The sequence below is a fragment of the uncultured Dokdonia sp. genome, from assembly GCF_947492815.1.
In the GTDB taxonomy this organism is placed as follows: Bacteria; Bacteroidota; Bacteroidia; order Flavobacteriales; family Flavobacteriaceae; genus Dokdonia.
In genome coordinates this window covers 40091-59896 of sequence record NZ_CANLOB010000018.1, presented here as the reverse complement: position 1 = coordinate 59896, position 19806 = coordinate 40091, and the positions used below count along the sequence as shown (strand labels likewise).

At 34.9% G+C, this 19806-nt stretch carries 13 protein-coding genes; 10 read left to right on the top strand and 3 right to left on the bottom strand.

From position 1 onward, the window contains the following. Positions 1 to 49 precede the first annotated feature (49 nt). The 9 genes from Q1A01_RS15615 (at position 50) to Q1A01_RS15575 (ending at position 11812) form a co-directional block, all read left to right on the top strand. A complete protein-coding gene (locus Q1A01_RS15615; RefSeq protein WP_299682875.1) occupies positions 50 to 988 on the top strand; it encodes a caspase family protein in 939 nt (312 codons plus the stop codon). Beyond that, positions 985 to 1338 (top strand): hypothetical protein, encoded by a 354-nt coding sequence (locus Q1A01_RS15610; protein ID WP_299682873.1) that lies wholly within the window; start codon positions 985 to 987, stop codon positions 1336 to 1338. The genes Q1A01_RS15615 and Q1A01_RS15610 overlap by 4 nt, the downstream gene beginning before the upstream one ends. A 6-nt stretch (positions 1339 to 1344) precedes the next feature. Next, a complete protein-coding gene (locus tag Q1A01_RS15605; protein WP_299682871.1) occupies positions 1345 to 2109 on the top strand; it encodes a toll/interleukin-1 receptor domain-containing protein in 765 nt (254 codons plus the stop codon). A gap of 7 nt (positions 2110 to 2116) precedes the next feature. Beyond that, entirely contained in the window at positions 2117 to 2815 is a 699-nt protein-coding gene (locus Q1A01_RS15600) for a hypothetical protein (RefSeq protein WP_299682869.1), read from the top strand. 19 nt (positions 2816 to 2834) lie between these two features. Then, entirely contained in the window at positions 2835 to 3833 is a 999-nt protein-coding gene (locus tag Q1A01_RS15595; RefSeq protein WP_299682868.1) for a cyclic GMP-AMP synthase DncV-like nucleotidyltransferase, read from the top strand. Further along, positions 3823 to 4458, top strand: coding sequence for a hypothetical protein (locus Q1A01_RS15590; protein WP_299682867.1), 636 nt, complete (start codon positions 3823 to 3825; stop codon positions 4456 to 4458). The genes Q1A01_RS15595 and Q1A01_RS15590 overlap by 11 nt, the downstream gene beginning before the upstream one ends. 56 nt (positions 4459 to 4514) lie before the next feature. Further along, positions 4515 to 5108, top strand: a complete 594-nt coding sequence (locus Q1A01_RS15585; RefSeq protein WP_299682865.1) for a hypothetical protein — start codon at positions 4515 to 4517, stop codon at positions 5106 to 5108. A 31-nt stretch (positions 5109 to 5139) separates the two neighbouring features. Further along, the gene (locus Q1A01_RS15580; RefSeq protein WP_299682863.1) at positions 5140 to 8367 is read left to right on the top strand and encodes a hypothetical protein; all 3228 of its coding nucleotides are present in this window, start codon (positions 5140 to 5142) and stop codon (positions 8365 to 8367) included. 865 nt (positions 8368 to 9232) lie between these two features. Continuing rightward, complete coding sequence (locus tag Q1A01_RS15575) at positions 9233 to 11812, top strand: phosphoenolpyruvate carboxylase (RefSeq protein WP_299682861.1); 2580 nt, start codon at positions 9233 to 9235, stop codon at positions 11810 to 11812. A 370-nt stretch (positions 11813 to 12182) separates the two neighbouring features. Here Q1A01_RS15575 and amt read toward each other — a convergent pair whose 3' ends face one another. The 3 genes from amt to Q1A01_RS15560 are packed head-to-tail and all read right to left on the bottom strand — an operon-like array spanning position 12183 to position 14866. Continuing rightward, positions 12183 to 13478, bottom strand: a complete 1296-nt coding sequence (gene amt / locus Q1A01_RS15570; RefSeq protein ID WP_299682858.1) for an ammonium transporter — start codon at positions 13476 to 13478, stop codon at positions 12183 to 12185. Between the two features lie 5 nt (positions 13479 to 13483). After that, entirely contained in the window at positions 13484 to 13822 is a 339-nt protein-coding gene (locus Q1A01_RS15565) for a P-II family nitrogen regulator (RefSeq protein WP_089371119.1), read from the bottom strand. Between the two features lie 15 nt (positions 13823 to 13837). Then, positions 13838 to 14866: a porin gene (locus tag Q1A01_RS15560; RefSeq protein WP_299682854.1), complete on the bottom strand. Its 1029-nt coding sequence runs from the start codon at positions 14864 to 14866 to the stop codon at positions 13838 to 13840. A 438-nt stretch (positions 14867 to 15304) separates the two neighbouring features. Between Q1A01_RS15560 and gltB the strand changes: the two genes are divergently transcribed. Further along, positions 15305 to 19804, top strand: a complete 4500-nt coding sequence (gene gltB / locus Q1A01_RS15555; RefSeq protein WP_299682853.1) for a glutamate synthase large subunit — start codon at positions 15305 to 15307, stop codon at positions 19802 to 19804. Positions 19805 to 19806: the final 2 nt, after the last annotated feature.

Below are 19806 nucleotides of genomic sequence, written 5' to 3'. Positions count from 1 at the left end.
GCCTCACATTCCTGCACCTTTGGAACTATAATCCACTAAAAACCAAGATATGAAAAGAGCATTACTCGTTGGTATTAATGACTATCCTAAAAATCCATTAAAAGGATGCGTTCCAGATGTATTACGAATGCAAGAAGTGCTTGCAACCCATGAAAATGGAGATGAAAACTTTAATTGTAGTTTACTGATATCTTCAGAAGAAGTAGTAACCCGTCCGCTATTAAGATCTAGTATTGAAAAACTATTTAATCATGACAAAGGAACAGCCTTACTCTATTTTTCAGGACATGGTGCTACTACAGTATCAGGGACATTCCTAGTAACACAAGATCGCGAAAAGAATGATGTAGGGATCAGTCTTCATGAAATTATCACAATGGCTAATGATTCCAAAGCAGATGAAGTAGTTATTATTTTAGATTGTTGTTATGCAGGTGGCGCGGGTAATGTGATAAGTATCAAAGATCGGAAAGCTGTATTAAGAGAAGGAGTTTCTATTCTAGCCGCAGCTGGAGACAAACAATATTCTTATGAAATAAATAAGAAAGGAGTTTTTACCAATATCATTTATGAAGCCATGAAAGGTGCTGCGGCAGACCTACGAGGAAAAGTAACCCTTTCAGGAATGTATTACAGTGCAGATACTATCCTTAATGCTTGGAAACAACGCCCAGTTTTTAAATCACATGTTTCTAGTATGATTTCTTTAAGGAATTGTAAACCTAAAATACCACTAGATATTTTAAGAAAACTTCCAGCATATTTTTCAGGACAAAAAATAGGAATAAGACTCTCTCCTAATTTCTTAAAAGAAGAACATGCATTGTCTAAAATGATGGAGCATTTACTACACTACAATACCAATGGATTACTCATGCCAGTAGGAGCGAGTTCACTTCAAGAAGCTGCCAAACAAGGTAAAGAATGTCAACTCACCGCACTAGGACAATTCTATAAAGAACTTGCTAGTAAAAACCGATTAACATGAAAGACCTCGTAATAAATTATGGTGCTGGGATAGGAATCCCAAAACTTGTTTTTGAATTACTTACAGCTATTGATAAAAACGGAGGAGCTGCAGCAATGACATCAAGTTTAAAAAATATATCACTTGATGTTGGAATGGAAGAAGGAATAGGTGTCTTTGTTATCATGGGACTTGTAAGCCATGCCATTACTTCACACTTTGTTGCCCACTATTATAAAAACAAAATAGAAAACGATAGACTAGTAAACAGATATAAAAATACAGATGAAGTTCTCGCAAAAATAGACATCTATCCCATATCAAAAGGCTTGAAAAATAGATTAAAAACCAAATATATATTACCTAAATAACAACTTATGAGTCCAATAGAAAAATACCGTTTAGTACAAGATATTTATTTCTCTTTACAAACGTCCCATAGTCCAGAAGAAATACTACGAATCTTAAAAGGATATGGAATCGAATACATTCCATCTAAAGCATACCAACAAGATGAAATTAAAGAGTTGATAAATGCTACAGAAAACAATACCGTATTATTAATAGCAGACGATTTAAAGCTAGATACTTCTGGATATACAGTAAAACCATCAGGCAGGAAGAAAAGCCCAACAAAGCAAACCTTTCTAAAAAAAGTATTTATCAGCCATTCACATGAAGATGAGGCTATTGTTAGGCTATTTATCCAGATGATAGAAAAAATAGGAATCTCTTCAGATGATATCTTCTGTACTTCTTTAGAGGGATATGGTACGCCTTTAGGTCATGATTTTATGCAGACCATCAAAAAAGAAATCAACGATGAGGTATTAGTATTCTCCATGTTATCAGATCATTTTTACAAATCACCTATGTGTTTGATAGAAATGGGAGCTTCTTGGATTCAAACAAAAGATCATATTTCTATAGCGATTCCTCCTTTTGGATTAGGAGAAATAAAAGGGGTTTTTCAACATTTTCAGGGAATTCGAGTCGATCTAGAAAACCATATGGATTTATTGAAAGATACCTTAGAATCTAAATTTGAGATCACACCCATACGTCACTTACAATGGACACCTACTAGAGATACTTTATTAAAAAATATTCATCAAGAATTAGATCATAGACGTCATGGTTAAATGATATATGGTTAAAGTTGTATACGCTTTCGCGAAAGCATATATAAAAGAATTCCTACATAAAGAATCATACAATTCACTAGAAATTATACCTCACATGCTCACCAATTATTTTAGATATTATAAACCCTTTGCAGTTATACTTTTAGTAAGTCTATGTCTTGCAGGAATCATGTGGTTACAGCAATGGAACTGGACCTATCCCATTTTTGGACTAGGGCTTTTAGGTATGGTATTGCATATCGTAGACAGATACCTGTGGAAATACCCTCCTTTTTCTTGGATGTTTACCATAGAAGATTTTTCTGGAACCTATACTGGAAAACAAGAATGTCATATCATTAAAGATGGCGAATTCAAAATAGTACTGATAGACGTTGCTATGATTATTGTGCAAACGGGAAGTTCTATTTCTGTGCATGCTTTTTATAAGAAACATGATGAAAGATCTTCTAACTCTTATAGCGAACTCTGTATCATCTCCAAGACAGAAGATAAAATGCATTATAAGATTCTCCATCAATATACCAATGAAGGAAGTACACATTTGGATAGGCATCAAGGAACTTCTACAATAAAGGTCATTAAAGATGGGCAAGATTATTTTCTAGAAGGAAATTACTATACCAATAGAACACCCTTTCCTACGCAAGGAAAGTTTTTACGCCTTCAGAGGCAGACTATGGAAACAATTCATCAATCTTAATAATTAAATAAAAAAAACAATGGCAACATTACATAAAGAGTACAATATCTTCTATAACAAAATTAAATTAACACAAAGAAGGAAAGAAGATTTATTAGGAAGTCGTAAAGAACTCCGAAGAAAAATAGAAAAGTGGTTTGTAGAAAATAAGCCAAATAAGTTACAACCTACATTTAAAGGGCAAGGTTCTTTTGAAATGGATACGACAGTAAATCCTATTCCTGAAGGAAATGAGGATAAAAAATTATTGAAATACGATCTAGATGATGGTGTTTACTTCAATGAAAAGAAAGGAGAAGACAATAAGGAAGAGATCGCTACTTGGCATAATTGGGTATATGAAGCCGTAAAAGATCATACTGGCGAAAACGTAAAGCGAAAACAAACCTGTGTACGTGTACTCTTTGCTGATGGACATCATATCGATCTGCCTATTTATTACAAAAAAGGAGACACTTCTAAACTGGCGCATCGTTCTAAAGATTGGATATCTAGCGATCCTGTAGCATTTACAGATTGGTTTAACAAAAAATCAAATAAGCAAATTAAACGCTTAGTACGATATATAAAAGCATGGAAAGACTATAGACACGAAAAAAATAGTCATCTTAAATTACCATCAGGATTTGCGCTGACTATTTTAATGGTCAAACACTATCATGAAGATGATAATGATGATGTTTCATTTAGAAAGACTATACAATCTATACACGCAGCACTTACACAACCAAATGGTTTTGTATGCAAACGTCCTACCATGCCTAAAGATGCAAATGTATTTGAAGACTACTCAAAAACACGTAAAGAAGATTTTTTAAAAACACTAAAAAACCTTTGCGATGATTGTAAACGTGCTGATGATGAGAAAAATCAAAAGAAAGCTTCTGAGTATTTGATAGATCGACAGTTTGGAACTCGGTTTCCTAAAGGCAATAATGTAGATGAAGAAACACAGTCTGCCAAGATTAAAAAGGAAGTAACAGCTACGCTTATATCTCCTAAACCCTATGGACAGTAAAAAGCAAATACAAGAAGTAGTAGATACGTTTCCTAGTTTAGACTATCTAGAGGAGAAAAAAGCTTTTGTAGGAACATTAGAGGTCATGGAACATGATCTATATGAAGTCTATATTGATATAACACCTTGGCGTACTGCTTTTCCAAAAGTATATGAAACAGGAGAGCGTATTCCTCGTATTCTAGATAGACATATATATGAAGAAGGAAGCTGTTGCTTTACAACCCCTGCGCTAGCAGATATTCTTTTAAAAACGAAAGTAAAAACACTATTAGAATTTATAGTGAGAATTGTAATTCCTTTTTTTCAAAACAATTCCTATTATGAAATTCATAAAGAATATATCTATGGAGAATACTCTCATACAGAAGGAATATTAGAAGGCTATCAAGATGTCTTGAAAATAAAAGATAGCTCAAAGGTCATTGATTTATTGGTAGCCTATTATTTGGGATTTCGCCTTACACACAGACATCATTGTTATTGTGGGAGTAAATACACTTTACGCAAATGTAAAAATGGAGTGCATTTTAGAGGGTATCAAAAATTGAAGCTTATAGACAAAAACAGATTATTAAATAATCTTATACACATGCTGTCATCCATAGAGCTGAAAACAACTTAGCTATTGTCATAGTATCAATATCATTTTAAATCATCAAACTACATTTTTTTAACCTTATGAGAACAAATTATTTTATGTATTACAAACCGTGGACAGTGATTCCCATGATTGGTTTTTTCTTTTTAGGAATAACAGCATTTCATGAAGTTGCTCCTGCTAGCATTCTATTTTTAGGTTTTTTCTATTTAATAGATCGATGGTTATGGAAATTTCCTCCATTCTCATGGATTTTTGTAATTGATAATTTTTCAGGTACCTATGAAGGAAAACAAGAATGTTTTATTAGGAGAGATAATCAAATACGGAAAGTATATCTCGATATCAAAGTAATTATCGCTCAGACGGGAAGTAATATTGTTGTTAATGCTTTTTATAATAATCATAAGGAGGTCTCTTCTAATTCTCATAGTACGTTTTGTGTGATCACCAAAACAGAAGATGAGCAACATTTTAAGATTATTTACCAATACGCAAAAGAAGGTAGTAGAAATCTCGATGCTCATTTTGGCACTTCTATCATTAAAGTCATTAAAGAGAAGAGAGAATGTTACTTAGAAGGAACCTATTATACAGACCAACAATTAAATCCTACTCACGGGCATTACATACGTCTTAAACGCACATCTAGAAGAACGTCTCATCCATCTTAATATGCCTTTATAGGTTTTAAAATAGATTACTATGTATCCAAAAACACATACCAAACGACCTAAAAGAAATCAAAAACGCTCTGTACCTTCTCTTCATAAAAATGGAGAATTAGCGGTCTTTTATAACCTGGCGTATAATCGTACCAGTACCTTTATAAAAACCATCCAACGAAAAGATAAAGCACATGAATTTACAGAACTTAGAGATGTGTTTTTTCCAATGCATTCAGAAACGGGAATACGTAAATCACATATTGATGAGACCATTCTAGATAATAAAATAAAAGGATTGACAGATCGTGCCTATTCAGAACTCAAGGTATTTTTATGGAATGCTGCAAAAGGGAAGAACATCCGCTTTGTAACGCCTCAAGATATCAAGGAAATCAATCATGTTTTATTACTATTGCTTAGATTACGAGATTATCATTCGCATTTTTGGCATGAAGACACAGCACTATATCCAACACCTACAACACGTCTTGTATTAGATCGAACTTTTCAAATAGCAGTACATAGTTACCAACCTCAAATTGATTTTGCAGTAGATGTGACGTTACTCACTCACTGTTGGGATACAAAAGATGCCAATAAATTAGGGACGATGGGAATTAATTTCTTTTTAGTTTTTTTCCTCACCAAAGGGCAAATGGAACTGTTTATGAAGTCCCGCCAATATTTGAACCGTGGTGGGTATAGCAAACCACCTACCGAACTAAAAAGAAGTCATCAAAAAGAAAGCTACCTGATAGATGCACAAGGAAATTTCAAAAAACGTCCAGATGGTAGTGTACGATCAGGGAATGATATTTTGGATCTAGAAAAAAGCCGATTCATAACTTCATTCTATGCACAACGAGATGCTTCAGAAAGTGCCGCTTATTGGTTAGGAAAACATATGCTTTTCTCAATGGATGTACAGCAATTTCACGTATTACAACTCTCTAATTATTTAGAAAGTATTCCAGGCTATTTATATACAAACCTATCGGATGCGATGCAATTGGAAGAAGTACAGCGCACTTCCAGAAGACCGACTGCCTTGCTAGCAACATCTATAGCATTAGCAACTGGAGAAATTCCAAATCTTGCTTGGCGCGTATACTCAGATGAGGTGATCCAGAAAAAAGTAACCCATACAACAAAAACAAAAGAAGACCTCCAGAAAATACCAGAAAGTTATTACAAAACACAACCCATCTATGTTTCAACATTAGGAACTATTGCTGTGACAGCAGATCGTTTGGATCAGGAAACAGAGACGATTCAAGAAGCGCAATTACAGCTATTTCAAGAGCTATATGTCTCTAATGATCGGGTAATGATTCGACTGGAAGTAGCAGCAAATACCTATGTACACATGGTGATTGGACATGAAAATATAAAACATTGGGCGGCATTGACGACAATGAATCAATTTGAAAAGAGTGTGGAGGCTTTAACCGCTTTCGCGAAAGCGTATACAGCATGGTTAGAACAGTTAAGTAACAACACCCTATTTGATATTAAACAAAGTTACTTACGACATTTTAATGGGGAGACCTATCCTGATGGTTCTTGTAAATACCATTCGTTATTGCCTAAAATCTTACTCCAATTACAAGAAGAAAACCGTTCCGATACCGAAGCTATGACCGTCTTAAAAGCACGTATCAAACAAAAACTGACACATATCTTACAAAAAGACAATCCTGCACATTTTGCAGCTTTGGTAGATACTTATAATAGTCCCGCATATCAAACAGGATATCTAGCTAAAAAAGAGCAAGAACAGTATCTAAAGAAAATAAATCGTATTCAAAACTTGATCAAAGCAAAGAAGGCAACCAGCACTAATCTAGCAGAAAAGAAACGTTTAGAACGAGAATGGGAAGGAAAAACACACCGAGACATCCGGCATAAAAAAATGCAATTGTTGTACCGTTCTATTTCATGGATTTTAGGAAGAAAGGGAAAGTTTATTACAAAAGAAGCTAAAAAACAATTTGCAAAGTATTGTTACCTGCTAGACATGCAGCATTGGAAAGAAGAAAATCTCGTTCTCATTGCCGATTGGCTCAATGTGGCATGTACCGCTAAAATCAATCTTAAAAAGCACACAAATGATACTGTAGAGATCTATCAAAAGAAGGTCAAGAAAGCATTGTTACAAGCCACTTCATTTGATGATTGTTTTACACAAATCACACACATAGCACTCGATAAGTATCAGGAAGAGCTCACAAACGTGGAGACGTATACACGGTATGAAAATCTGATAGGGCTTGCGCGAAAATTAAACATTTCCAATCCTTCTAATACCAAGAAGAGTACCACTGTAGAAGACCACGCTCATATGTCTCGTCGTGCCGAAATATTAGCGCCTTTTTATAGACAAGAAGAAGGAAATACACATTGTTATATCCATTTACCACACGATTTTTTCTTGATAGCTCCCAAAACCCGAGAGAAGCTACACCAATTTAAACACCTTCCAGAGGTAAAACAGTGCTTTTCTGATATCCATTCACATTGGAAATCATTAAGTGACGTACCAACATATCAGACCTATTTAGATGATTTTAAAACAATAAATAGTCATTTACGAGAGGCTAAGGCAGCCTCACAAGTAGAAGAAGCGATGCGTTTAAAAGTACAACGAGATCACATAAAACACCATTATAAAAATTGGTATACAGATACGGTACTTACTTTATTACAAAGCAAACTTCAAGAGAAAGATGCACGTTTGCCTACAGGCTGGCAGAAAAAGAAAGTAGGGAGAATTAGAAAACATAAGCAATTGTTTTTTAGTAAAGAGATTCAGGGAGTGACGGTGTTGTTTACCTTAAAACAATTAAAGAATCATGACTTTTACCATGGTCTAGGGAAGAAAGGACCGCTTATAGATTTGATCATCCAGCGTTTACAAAAAGAAAACCCTGAAAAAACAAGCTACACCTATGAAGAGATTAAAACTGCGTTACAACTCCATTGGAAAGAGAGTATAGCCTTTGTTTCGGCCATCTTACAATTTGAACAACGGCATCCTAAATCTTTTACAGCAATAGGTGATGTCTATAAAGAACGATTGGGATATGCCTCTTTTGAAGCTTTTAAACACCCATTGGGAACTAATTTTACAAAAATAAATGAAGCCAGAAATTATGCATTTCATGGAGATGTATTAGCTCCTAATGATTCTTATACAGATAGTGTCCGTCGTATGTTAGGATACAAAAAAAAGCCATACCGACATCAAGAAAAGCGGAAAACATAAAGTTTTGAGAGAGTGTATGATGTGTAAACTATTGATTATGTATAAGATATAGGAGGTGTGTTGTGATTTGCGTTGTTTTGAAACGTATTCACAATATAACTAGGAATCATGACTATATCAGAATTGTTGTGATTTGCGTTGTTTTGAAACATATTCACAATTGTATTAAGTAAATTATGTTCCTCTGCAAAGTTGTGATTTGCGTTGTTTTAAAGCGTGTTCACAACTGGAATAATTATTAACATAAAATTTGCTGTGACTTGCATTGTTTTAAGACGTATTCACAACGTTTCTGTGATTTTAATGAGTTCTTTCATTGTTGTGATTTACGTTGTTTTGAGACGTATGCACAATTTGCTGGCAGTTTGGGATGATGTTCGAGCTGTTGTGACTTGTTATATGTTAAATAACGATCACAACCTCCTGAGTCTTTATTTGTTGATGTACGAGTGGTGATTTATCTCGTATTGAAAGATGATCACCACTTTTTAGTGAAACTCAATTTTGAGAAGTCTACAAGAGGTAGTCAATAGTGTAAGTTGAACTAATCCCGCTTTTAAGCGGGATCTTATCGGTGAATTTCGATTCTTAAATTGATTTATTTTTAGACTCAGGACTTTTCTTGTATACTTTACTATCTAAAAGAAATAACATTTCTTAATAGGATCTATATCCTGTGAGTATCTTAAAGCAAGCTTTGCTTATTGAATAAATGCGGGATACAGAATATCTATTTTAAACGCTTTTTTTTGAAGTTTTAGCAATTAGAAACCGAATAAAAGTATTATTCGTAAAAAGAGGAGATTCACTATTTAAATTGCGTATCCTTTAGTAATTTTAAAGTTGGTTTAAAAACACCTTTGCTATGTCAATTCAACCTAAGATTACACGATTTACTCAAAATGTACTGTCTAAATATCAGATTTACAATAGTATATTTATGACGTTACCCTTTGATGCTGTTACGAAAACGGGGGCTTTATTACCTTTATTTCATGAGACCTGTCAGAAAGGATTTGAAAAAGGTGATAATCCTACAACGATTGTTGAAACGTTTTTTGAAAAATACCAAGCGAGACGTTCTCCAGAAAGTCAAATTAATCTATTATTTCGTTTTATTCAATATATAGAACGTCAAGTCGTGTTGTTTGATGCCATAGAAGATGCTGCTTTCGCGAAAGTGAATAATATGGACGGAATTGGAACCCTACGTAGTTTAAAGGAAGCGGTCGTGGCAGATGATAAATTAGAAACCCTTCAAAAATACTTAGAAGAATTTAAAGTGCGTATTGTATTAACCGCACACCCAACCCAGTTTTACCCTGGATCCGTATTAGGTATTATTACAGATTTGACGGAGGCGATTAAAGAAAATGATTTACTGCGTATCAATGATCTATTAGCCCAATTGGGGAAAACACCATTCTTCAAACATAAAAAACCAACTCCTTATGATGAAGCGGTGAGTTTGATATGGTATCTAGAAAATGTGTTTTACAAATCCTTTGGAACGATTTACGATTATATCCAACAAAATATATTTGATGGAAAACATATTGACAATGATATTATTAATGTTGGTTTCTGGCCAGGTGGAGATCGAGATGGGAACCCATTTGTAACGCCAGAAATCACTTTAAAAGTAGCGCAACGATTACGAGAAACTATTATTAAAAACTACTATAGAGATGTACGACGTCTTAAGAGGAAACTTTCCTTTAAAGGGGTAGAAGATCGTATTACGGCTATAGAAAGAGCGTTATATGATACGATTATACATCAAGAATCTAGAATCACACTAGCTCATTTTACATCTGAGTTAAAAGAGATTAAGGAAATACTTATCGCAGAACATCAGTCACTATATGTCTCTGAAGTCAATAGTCTTTTAAATAGAGTGCATTTATTTGGTTTTCACTTTTCTACACTGGATATACGTCAGGATAGCAGGAAGCATCATCAGTTTTTTACTGATATGGTCAATGCAACGATAGCGCATAATAGTGGTCTATTTCCTGCCAATTATCATGAATTGTCAGAAACGGCACAAATTGAAATACTTTCTAAGGTAAAAGGAAAAGTAGACGTGTCTTGGATAAAGGATGAGGAGACCTTGAAGGCGCTTCATACCATGAAATCCATTAAAACCATTCAGGAAACAAACGGCGAACAAGCAGCCAATCGATATATTATTAGTAATAATCAGACGACACTGAATGTCATGCAGTTGTTTGCGATGCTTAAGTTAGTAGCATTTCAAGATAAACTTACGGTAGATATAGGTCCGTTATTCGAAACCATCACCGATTTAGAGAATGCGCCTGCTGTCATGGAAGAGTTGTATACGAATCCTGAATATGCAGCACATTTAAAATCAAGGGGCAACAGACAAACGATTATGTTAGGTTTTAGTGATGGAACAAAAGATGGAGGATACCTCATGGCCAATTGGGCGATTTACAAAGCCAAAGAAAACCTAACTGCTATTTCTAGAAAATATGATGTAACTGTTATCTTTTTTGACGGACGTGGTGGACCGCCAGCCAGAGGAGGAGGGAAGACACATAATTTTTATGCTTCTTTAGGACCGACTATAGAAGATAAAGAAGTGCAGTTAACCATTCAAGGGCAAACCATTAGTTCTAATTTTGGAACCCTAGAATCTTCACAATATAATTTAGAACAGTTGATCAGTTCTGGAATTTATAACAGCTTAAGCGAGGTAAACCTCAGTATGCTTCCAGAGAATAGAGAAGTCATGAATGAACTTGCTGCGCTAAGTTATGAAGCCTATAGTGCATTTAAAGCGCATCCAAAATTTATTTCCTACTTAGAGCATATGAGTACGCTTAAGTATTATGCTAAAACAAATATAGGAAGCCGTCCTTCCAAGCGTGGAAAGTCGGATGGTTTGGTGTTTGGAGATTTACGTGCGATTCCTTTTGTAGGATCTTGGAGTCAGTTAAAACAGAATGTCCCTGGCTTCTTTGGAGTTGGAACGGCTTTAAAACACTATGAAGATGCAGGAGCGTTTGATAAAGTACAACAACTGTTTAAGACGTCTAGTTTCTTTAAAACACTTATAGAAAATAGTATGATGTCCTTGTCAAAATCTTTCTTTGATCTCACCAAGTACATGTCTGAAGATCCAGAATATGGGGAGTTTTGGAATGTCATTTATAAAGAATACGAAACCTCAAAACGTCTTATATTAAAGCTTACGGGGTATCAAGAATTGATGGAGGAAGAACCTGCTGGAAGAGCTTCTATCGCTGTAAGAGAATCTATTGTATTGCCATTATTGACGATTCAGCAGTATGCACTTAAGAAAATTCAAGAATTAGAAAAAGCACCAGTACGCGACGAAGCGCAAATTGCCATTTTTGAAAAGATCGTAACTCGTTCTTTGTTTGGTAATATCAATGCGAGTCGTAATTCGGCCTAATCTATCCTACTTTTATGTATGCTTTACACGCTTTCGCGAAAGCGTATACATCTATATTTTTCGTCAAACTGAACTTGTTTCAGTTTCACATCATAGTTGTTGATTAATACGATGAGATTCCGAAATAAATTCGGAATGACGTTTCGTTATATTGTAAACCTGCATTAAATATAATACAGGTTAAATAATTGTGAGATTGAGTTCTTCTTAGAGAGTAGATTTTTAAAGTATTGTTTTACACTTTAAAAGGAATGTAGAGACGCAGAAGTTTATACTAAGCGTAGCCGAAGTATGAAAGCATATAAAAAGTAAAAACCTCAAAGTTGGGATGCTTTGAGGTTTCTTTTTTTAGTAGGTATGTTCAAGAAGATTAATGTTCGTTTAGTCTGAAATCTGGATAGGCATCCATTCCGTGTTCATGTGCATCTAATCCCTCTAATTCTTCACGTTCTGTAACTCTAATACCCATGGTCTTTTTGAGTGTAAAAATGATTAAGAAGGATGATAGTATACATATAACTGCATAGGCTAGTACTCCATAAAGTTGCGGTAAGAAAGCTAATGTATTAGCAGCTTCAGAGGCTGTTGCTACTACATCACCATTTGCATTTAAGAATTCACCAGCATCATTGGTAGAAGCACTAAATCCAAATATACCTACAGCTAGAGTTCCCCAAATACCACATACCAAGTGTACGGCAATGGCACCTACAGGATCATCTAATTTAATTTTGTCTATAAAGCTTACTGCAAAGACGATTAATAAGCCAGCGATTGCTCCAATAATAATGGCACTTGTAGGTGACATTACATCTGCGCCTGCCGTAATACCCACCAATCCACCAAGGATACCATTTAAGAACATGGTAAGATCTAAATTTTTATACATAACGGTAGATGCTATCGCAGCAACAACTCCACCGGCTGCCGCAGCAAGACAGGTGGTTACAAGTGTTAATGAAGTTAAACTTGCATCTGCCGATAAAACAGAGCCTCCATTAAAACCAAACCAACCTAACCATAGGATTAAAACTCCTGCAGTTGCTAATGGGATATTGTGTCCTGGTATTGCTTGCGGCTTACCATCTTTATATTTTCCGATTCTGGCACCTAATAACCAAACAGCAACTAATGCTGCCCAACCACCTACAGAATGAACCAATGTAGAACCTGCAAAATCATAAAAGCCTAGTGAATCTAAAAAACCTTCTCCCCATTTCCAAGAACCTGCAATTGGGTATATGAATCCTACATATATTACGGTGAATATCATAAAAGGTAGAATTTTCATACGTTCAGCAACAGCTCCAGATACAATAGTCGCTGCCGTTGCGGCAAACATTCCTTGAAATAGAAAATCTGTCCAATAGGTGTAGCCTTTATTATATGCTAAATCTAATGTGCCTGCATCCGTAAGCGGTGCATCCAATCCAACGCCTGTAAATCCTATAAATCCATTAAAATCTCCAGGGTACATAAGATTGAATCCTACCAAACAGTAAAGTAGAAGTCCTACTGTGATGATAAATATATTTTTGAATAAAATATTGATAGTATTTTTTTGCCTTGTTAATCCAATTTCTAAAAATGCAAATCCTAAATGCATAAAGAATACAAGAGCAGTACAGATCATCATCCATACATTATTTGTAGTAAGTATTTCCATGTTTTTTATTTTAAAGTATTACCGCCTTTTTCTCCAGTTCTGATTCTGTAGACTTCATCAATTTGAGAGACAAATATTTTACCATCACCAACTTCTCCTGTAGAGCCAGCTTCAAGAATGGCTTTGATAGTCACCTCTTCGAAATCATCATTGACAACAATAGATAAATAGCGTCTTTGTATATCACTAGTGCTATAGGAAACACCTCTGTACACATGACCTTCTTTCTCATTGCCTAGTCCAGTAACATCCCAATAGGAGAAAAAATTTACGCCTACTTCGTGCAATGCTTTTTTAACAACAGAAAACTTAGATTTTCTAATGATAGCTTCAACTTTTTTCATTGTGTTTATATATGGTTAATTAAATTTATATACCGCAGCAACAAGGAATGAAGCCAAGTTGCTTGATGGGTTTAAGTCATTATCTACGTATACATCTTCAGACCAAGTATCTACCCTCAGTTCAGGGATAATAGTTAAGTCACCTACTTTATAATTTGCTGTGAGTGTTGCTGCAAAAACAGTTTCATCATCGATATCTTCTTCGTGTAATCCAAAATATTCAGCACGTAATCCTAATGCTAGTTTTTCTGAGAATGTATATTGAGGATATAATGCAGCTCCATAAAACCCACTTCCATCGGTATCATTGTATGTAGCATTCACTCCTAAGAAGAACTTCTCACTTATATCTGTACCTCCTGTGTAGTCTACCTGAAATGTTGGATCTGAGTTTCCTGTTTGATTTCCGTACAGAAAATTGAGTAATTGATCTTTATAGCCTAATTGCGTTCCAAAAGTGTAACTCCCATCAAAATTGGTCTCCGTAAAATCTGTACTATTCATTACTGCAAGTAGGATAGAGAAATCTTCAGAAGCAGCAATTCCAACTTTAAGCCCTGTGTGAGAAAAAGGTCCGTTAGAAAACATATAGGAAGTACTATAATTAAAATTGCCTACAGGTGATATCACTTCGTACCCTAAGAAAGTATTGAAGTTTCCTAATGTTATCTGTACTTTATCACTTACGTTGTAATACGCATATAATTGATTTACAATGTTACTTGAACCTACAGATAGAAAAACGGCATCTTCTCCTCTTGGTCCAAAAGCAAGATCTGCGACAAACCCTATTTTTTCACCTTCGTAAGAAATAATGGCATTTGCCATTCCTATGCTAAATCCACTTCTGTCTGCAAATGAGGTTCCAGGATTTAAAAAGAAGGTCTCTCCTTCTGCTTCAAATGCCGTATTGGGGCCAGTTAGGTTTGTTCTAAAATAGGTGTCTACACTACCAGATATCGAAAATTTCTTTTTGTCTTCAGATTCTTGTGCAGATAAAAATGTTGTACATAAGATCATTCCTAATAGTAAATTTAATTTCATAGTATTCGTTTTGATTGATTGATGCGTCAAATCTATGTAAAAAGAAATTTAACATTATAATAAATAGGGGTAATGGTGTTATTTTTATTAATATTTATTTTTACACCCTATTTTTTTAGGGGGTGTGTAAATAAATTTGATTTTTTTAAGAAAATGACATCATGTTGTTGTGCAGTTTTTAAAGAAAAATCACTTTTTGTAATTTATTTTTAACAAAAAGAATTTTTCGAAAACGTTTTAGTTGTAAAACACTGTTTTTATTACATATTTTTCAATTGTGTATTTAGTAATATGAAGGCTGAAAAATGCATATTTATCATTTATAGATGCTATAATCTTTAATTCCTTAAAAGTGTTTTAGCTTTTTTTGTTACTGAAAATTAGCCTCTATATTCGAGTTTCATTTAAAGGATAAAAACTTTAGAAAACGTTGAAAATATGCTAAAGAAACAAGGTCTCTATTTGCCAGAATTCGAACATGATAATTGTGGTGCTGGTTTTATTTGTAGTCTTACTGGAAAACGATCGAATGATATTATTCATAAAGCGCTAGAAATTTTAGTAAAGTTGGAACATAGAGGCGCTGTAAGTGCTGATGGTAAGACAGGAGACGGAGCTGGTATATTGATAGATATTCCACATAAATTCTTTAAAATATTTTGTGATTTTGAACTGCCAGAAGTAGGAAACTATGCCGTTAGTAATGTATTTCTTCCTAGAAAAGAAAATCAGCGTAGGTATTGTATTGAAGTTTTAGAAAAAGCAATAGAAGATCAAGGATTAGAACTTATAGGATGGAGAGACGTTCCTGTGAATAGTGAGATACTAGGAGAGATTGCTGCAACTACAGAGCCGTATGTAAAACAATTATTTATTGGTAAATCTTCTAATGATCAATCTGAAAGAGCATTTAACTTAAAACTATTTGCAGCTCGTAAGATTGCAGAGCATACTATTTATAACTCTAAACTTTCAGAATGTAAATTTTTCTATATCCCAAGCCTTTCAACAAAGATTATCATATTTAAAGGTCTTTTAAAACCAGAAGATATTAATGCCTATTATTTAGACCTCTATAATGCTGCGCTAGATACACGGTTAGCTTTAGTACATCAGCGTTTTTCAACAAATACGTTCCCTACTTGGGATTTAGCGCAACCATTTAGGTATATCTGTCATAATGGAGAAATTAATACATTACGGGGTAATGTGTCTAGAATGTTTTCACGTGAAGAAATTATGCAGAGTGATGCATTTGGTGACGATATTAAAAAGATTATTCCTACTATTTTAAGAGGAAAATCAGACTCCGCTACATTAGATATGGTGGTAGAGTTATTACTCATGTCTGGACGTTCTTTGCCAGAAGCTATGATGATGTTAGTTCCTGAAGCTTGGGAGAAGAATGAACGCATGTCTGATGCAAAAAGAGCATTTTATGAATATAACTCGTGTCTCATGGAACCATGGGATGGCCCTGCATCCATTCCATTTACAGATGGTAATTATATTGGAGCTGTACTGGACAGAAATGGACTAAGACCCTCACGATATACTGTTACTAAAAACGGTAATGTTATTATGTCTTCAGAAACAGGCGTTGTAGATATCAAGCCTGAAAATGTTGAATTTCATGGGCGTTTAGAACCAGGAAAAATGTTTCTGGTGAATATGAATGAGGGACGTATTGTCAATGATGAAGAGATCAAAGAAGAAATAGCCGCTAAGTATCCTTATAGAAAGTGGCTCAATGAAAATTTGGTACATCTCAAAGATATTTCAGCCAAGAAAGGACCTATTACTTATAATGAGATTGAGTTAAAAAAGCGTAAGATTATTTTTGGGTATACCCAAGAAGATATCAATACACTTATTCGTCCAATGGCGCAATTAGGTAAAGAACCTATTGGGTCTATGGGAAGTGATACTCCTATAGCGGTATTGTCTGAAAAACCACAATTAGTTTATAATTATTTCAAACAATTATTTGCACAAGTAACCAATCCGCCATTAGATGGAATTCGAGAAGAATTAATTACGGATATAAGCCTTACGTTGGGAAGTGATGTAAATCTCTTTGATATTAATGCAGCGCATTGTAAGAAACTTAAAATTCAAAATCCTGTTATTTCAAAACATGATCTAGATAAGATTCGAAATTACGATAACAATCCTAATTTTAAAATAGCTTCTATTTCTATGTTATATGAAGTAAATAGAGGGCTCAATGAGCTTGAAGTTGCTCTTGAGAATTTAGTGACAAAAGCGTCAAAAGCTATAGAAGGTGGGGCAAATATTATCATTCTTTCTGATCGTTATGTAGATGATCATCATGCTCCTATTCCTGCCTTACTAGCTTGTTCCTTTGTAAATCATGCATTGCATAAATTAAAAAAGCGTTCGCAGATAAGTTTAATTATTGAATCTGCCGAGCCAAGAGAAGTACATCATTTTGCATTACTTTTTGGTTTTGGTGCAAGTGCAGTCAATCCATATATCGTTAATGAAATTGTACAAGAACAAGTTGCTGCAAATGATGTTACAGATATTGAATATTTAACTGCCATTAAAAACTATAACAAGGCCATAGGAAAAGGAATTCTAAAGGTCATGAATAAAATAGGAATCTCTACCCTAAACTCGTATAGAGGTTCTCAATTATTTGAATGCATAGGAATTAATGCAAAAACGGTTGCTAAGTACTTCCCTAATACACCTACGCGTATAGAAGGAATAGGATTACGAGAGATAGAACAAGAAATTGTAAAACAACACAGAAAAGCATTTCAAACCAATGATGCTCATGTTGACATAGAAATAGGAGGAGACTACAGATGGCGTCGCGGACAAGAAAAACATATGTTTAATCCGTTAACCGTAGCAAAGCTTCAAGAATCTGTAAGAACCAATAAAGCATCAACATTTAAAGAATATTCACAGCTAATTAATGATCAATCTAAAAGCTTAATGACCATACGTGGTTTATTAGAATTTGATCAATTTGATCCTATTCCTCTTGACGAAGTAGAACCGTGGACAGCCATTGTAAAACGTTTTAAAACAGGGGCAATGTCATATGGGTCTATTAGTAAAGAAGCTCATGAAAACCTTGCTGTAGCGATGAATCGAATTGGCGGGAAAAGTAATTCAGGAGAAGGAGGGGAAAATCAAGAACGTTTTTATAAAAGCGCGCAAGGTGACTGGAAAAACTCAGCGATCAAACAAGTGGCTTCTGGACGATTTGGTGTAACCTCAAATTATCTTTCCAATGCAAGTGAGATTCAAATTAAAATTGCACAAGGAGCAAAACCCGGTGAAGGAGGACAATTGCCAGGTCCAAAAGTAAATCATGAGATTGCTAAAACTAGAAATTCTACCCCATATGTAGGACTCATATCACCACCACCTCATCATGATATTTATTCAATAGAAGATTTATCACAATTAATCTATGATGTCAAAGCAGCCAATAGAGAAGCACGTGTAAATGTAAAGTTAGTCTCAGAAGTAGGTGTAGGGACGATTGCTGCGGGTGTTGTAAAAGCAAAAGCAGATGTCGTCTTAATCTCAGGTTTTGATGGGGGAACAGGAGCCTCTCCTTTAACATCACTCAGACATGCAGGATTGCCTTGGGAACTTGGTATTGCAGAAGCACAACAAACATTGGTCATGAATAATTTACGTAATCGTATTGTCTTAGAATGTGATGGCCAACTTAAAACAGGTAGAGATGTAGCTATTGCTTGTTTATTAGGCGCCGAAGAATTTGGATTTGCTACGGCACCTTTAGTTGCATCAGGATGTATTATGATGCGTGCATGTCACTTAAATACGTGTCCAGTAGGAATTGCTACTCAAAACCCAGAATTACGCAAGAAGTTTAAAGGGAGACCAGAACACGTTGTAAATTATATGTATTTCGTTGCACAAGAACTGCGTGAGATTATGGCGAAGCTTGGTTTTAGAACCGTGAATGAAATGGTAGGACAAGTACAGAAACTAAATCGCAATAAAGCCATTGATCATTATAAAGCATCAGGTATAGACCTGACACCTATCTTACATAAAGTATCCGTTTCTGAAGAAGTTGCTTTTTATAATACTACACAGCAGGAACATGACTTAGAAACACATTTGGACTTTAAAATTATTAAGCAAGCACACCAAGCGTTATTTAGAAGACAAAAAACACATTTACGCTTACCCATTACGAATATCAACCGTGCGGTAGGTGCAATTGTGAGTAATGAAATTTCAAAAATATATGGCGCACAAGGATTACCAGAAGATACAATTGATATCGATTTTGAAGGATCTGCAGGGCAGAGTTTTGGAGCTTTTGCAACCAAAGGATTGCGTATGACAGTTCATGGCAACACCAATGATTATTTAGGAAAAGGACTCTCTGGCGCAACACTGGTGATCAAAGTTCCTGAAGCCTGTACCATTGTTCCAGAAGATAATATTATTACCGGAAATGTGACTTTGTATGGTGCTACCTCTGGAGAAGTATATATAAATGGAAAGGCAGGAGAACGTTTTTGCGTTCGTAATTCAGGAGCTAAAGCCGTTGTAGAAGGCATTGGCGATCATGGTTGTGAGTATATGACAGGGGGTATTGCAGTTATTCTTGGAGAAGTAGGACGCAATTTTGGAGCTGGTATGAGTGGTGGTATTGCGTATATTTTTGATGAAAAGAAAACCTTCTCACAACATTGTAATGCGACAGATTTAAATATTGGTCCAGTAACCGTAGAAGAGGATGAGTTGCAATTGAGAAGCTTATTGAAAAAACATTACGAAGCTACCGATAGTCCATTGGCAAAACGCATTCTCACTAATTGGGAAAACAACCTCCCTAAGTTTAAGAAAGTACTTCCGGAAGAATATAGAAAAGCCTTACTACGATTAGAACAAGAACAATTACAAATAGCATAAAA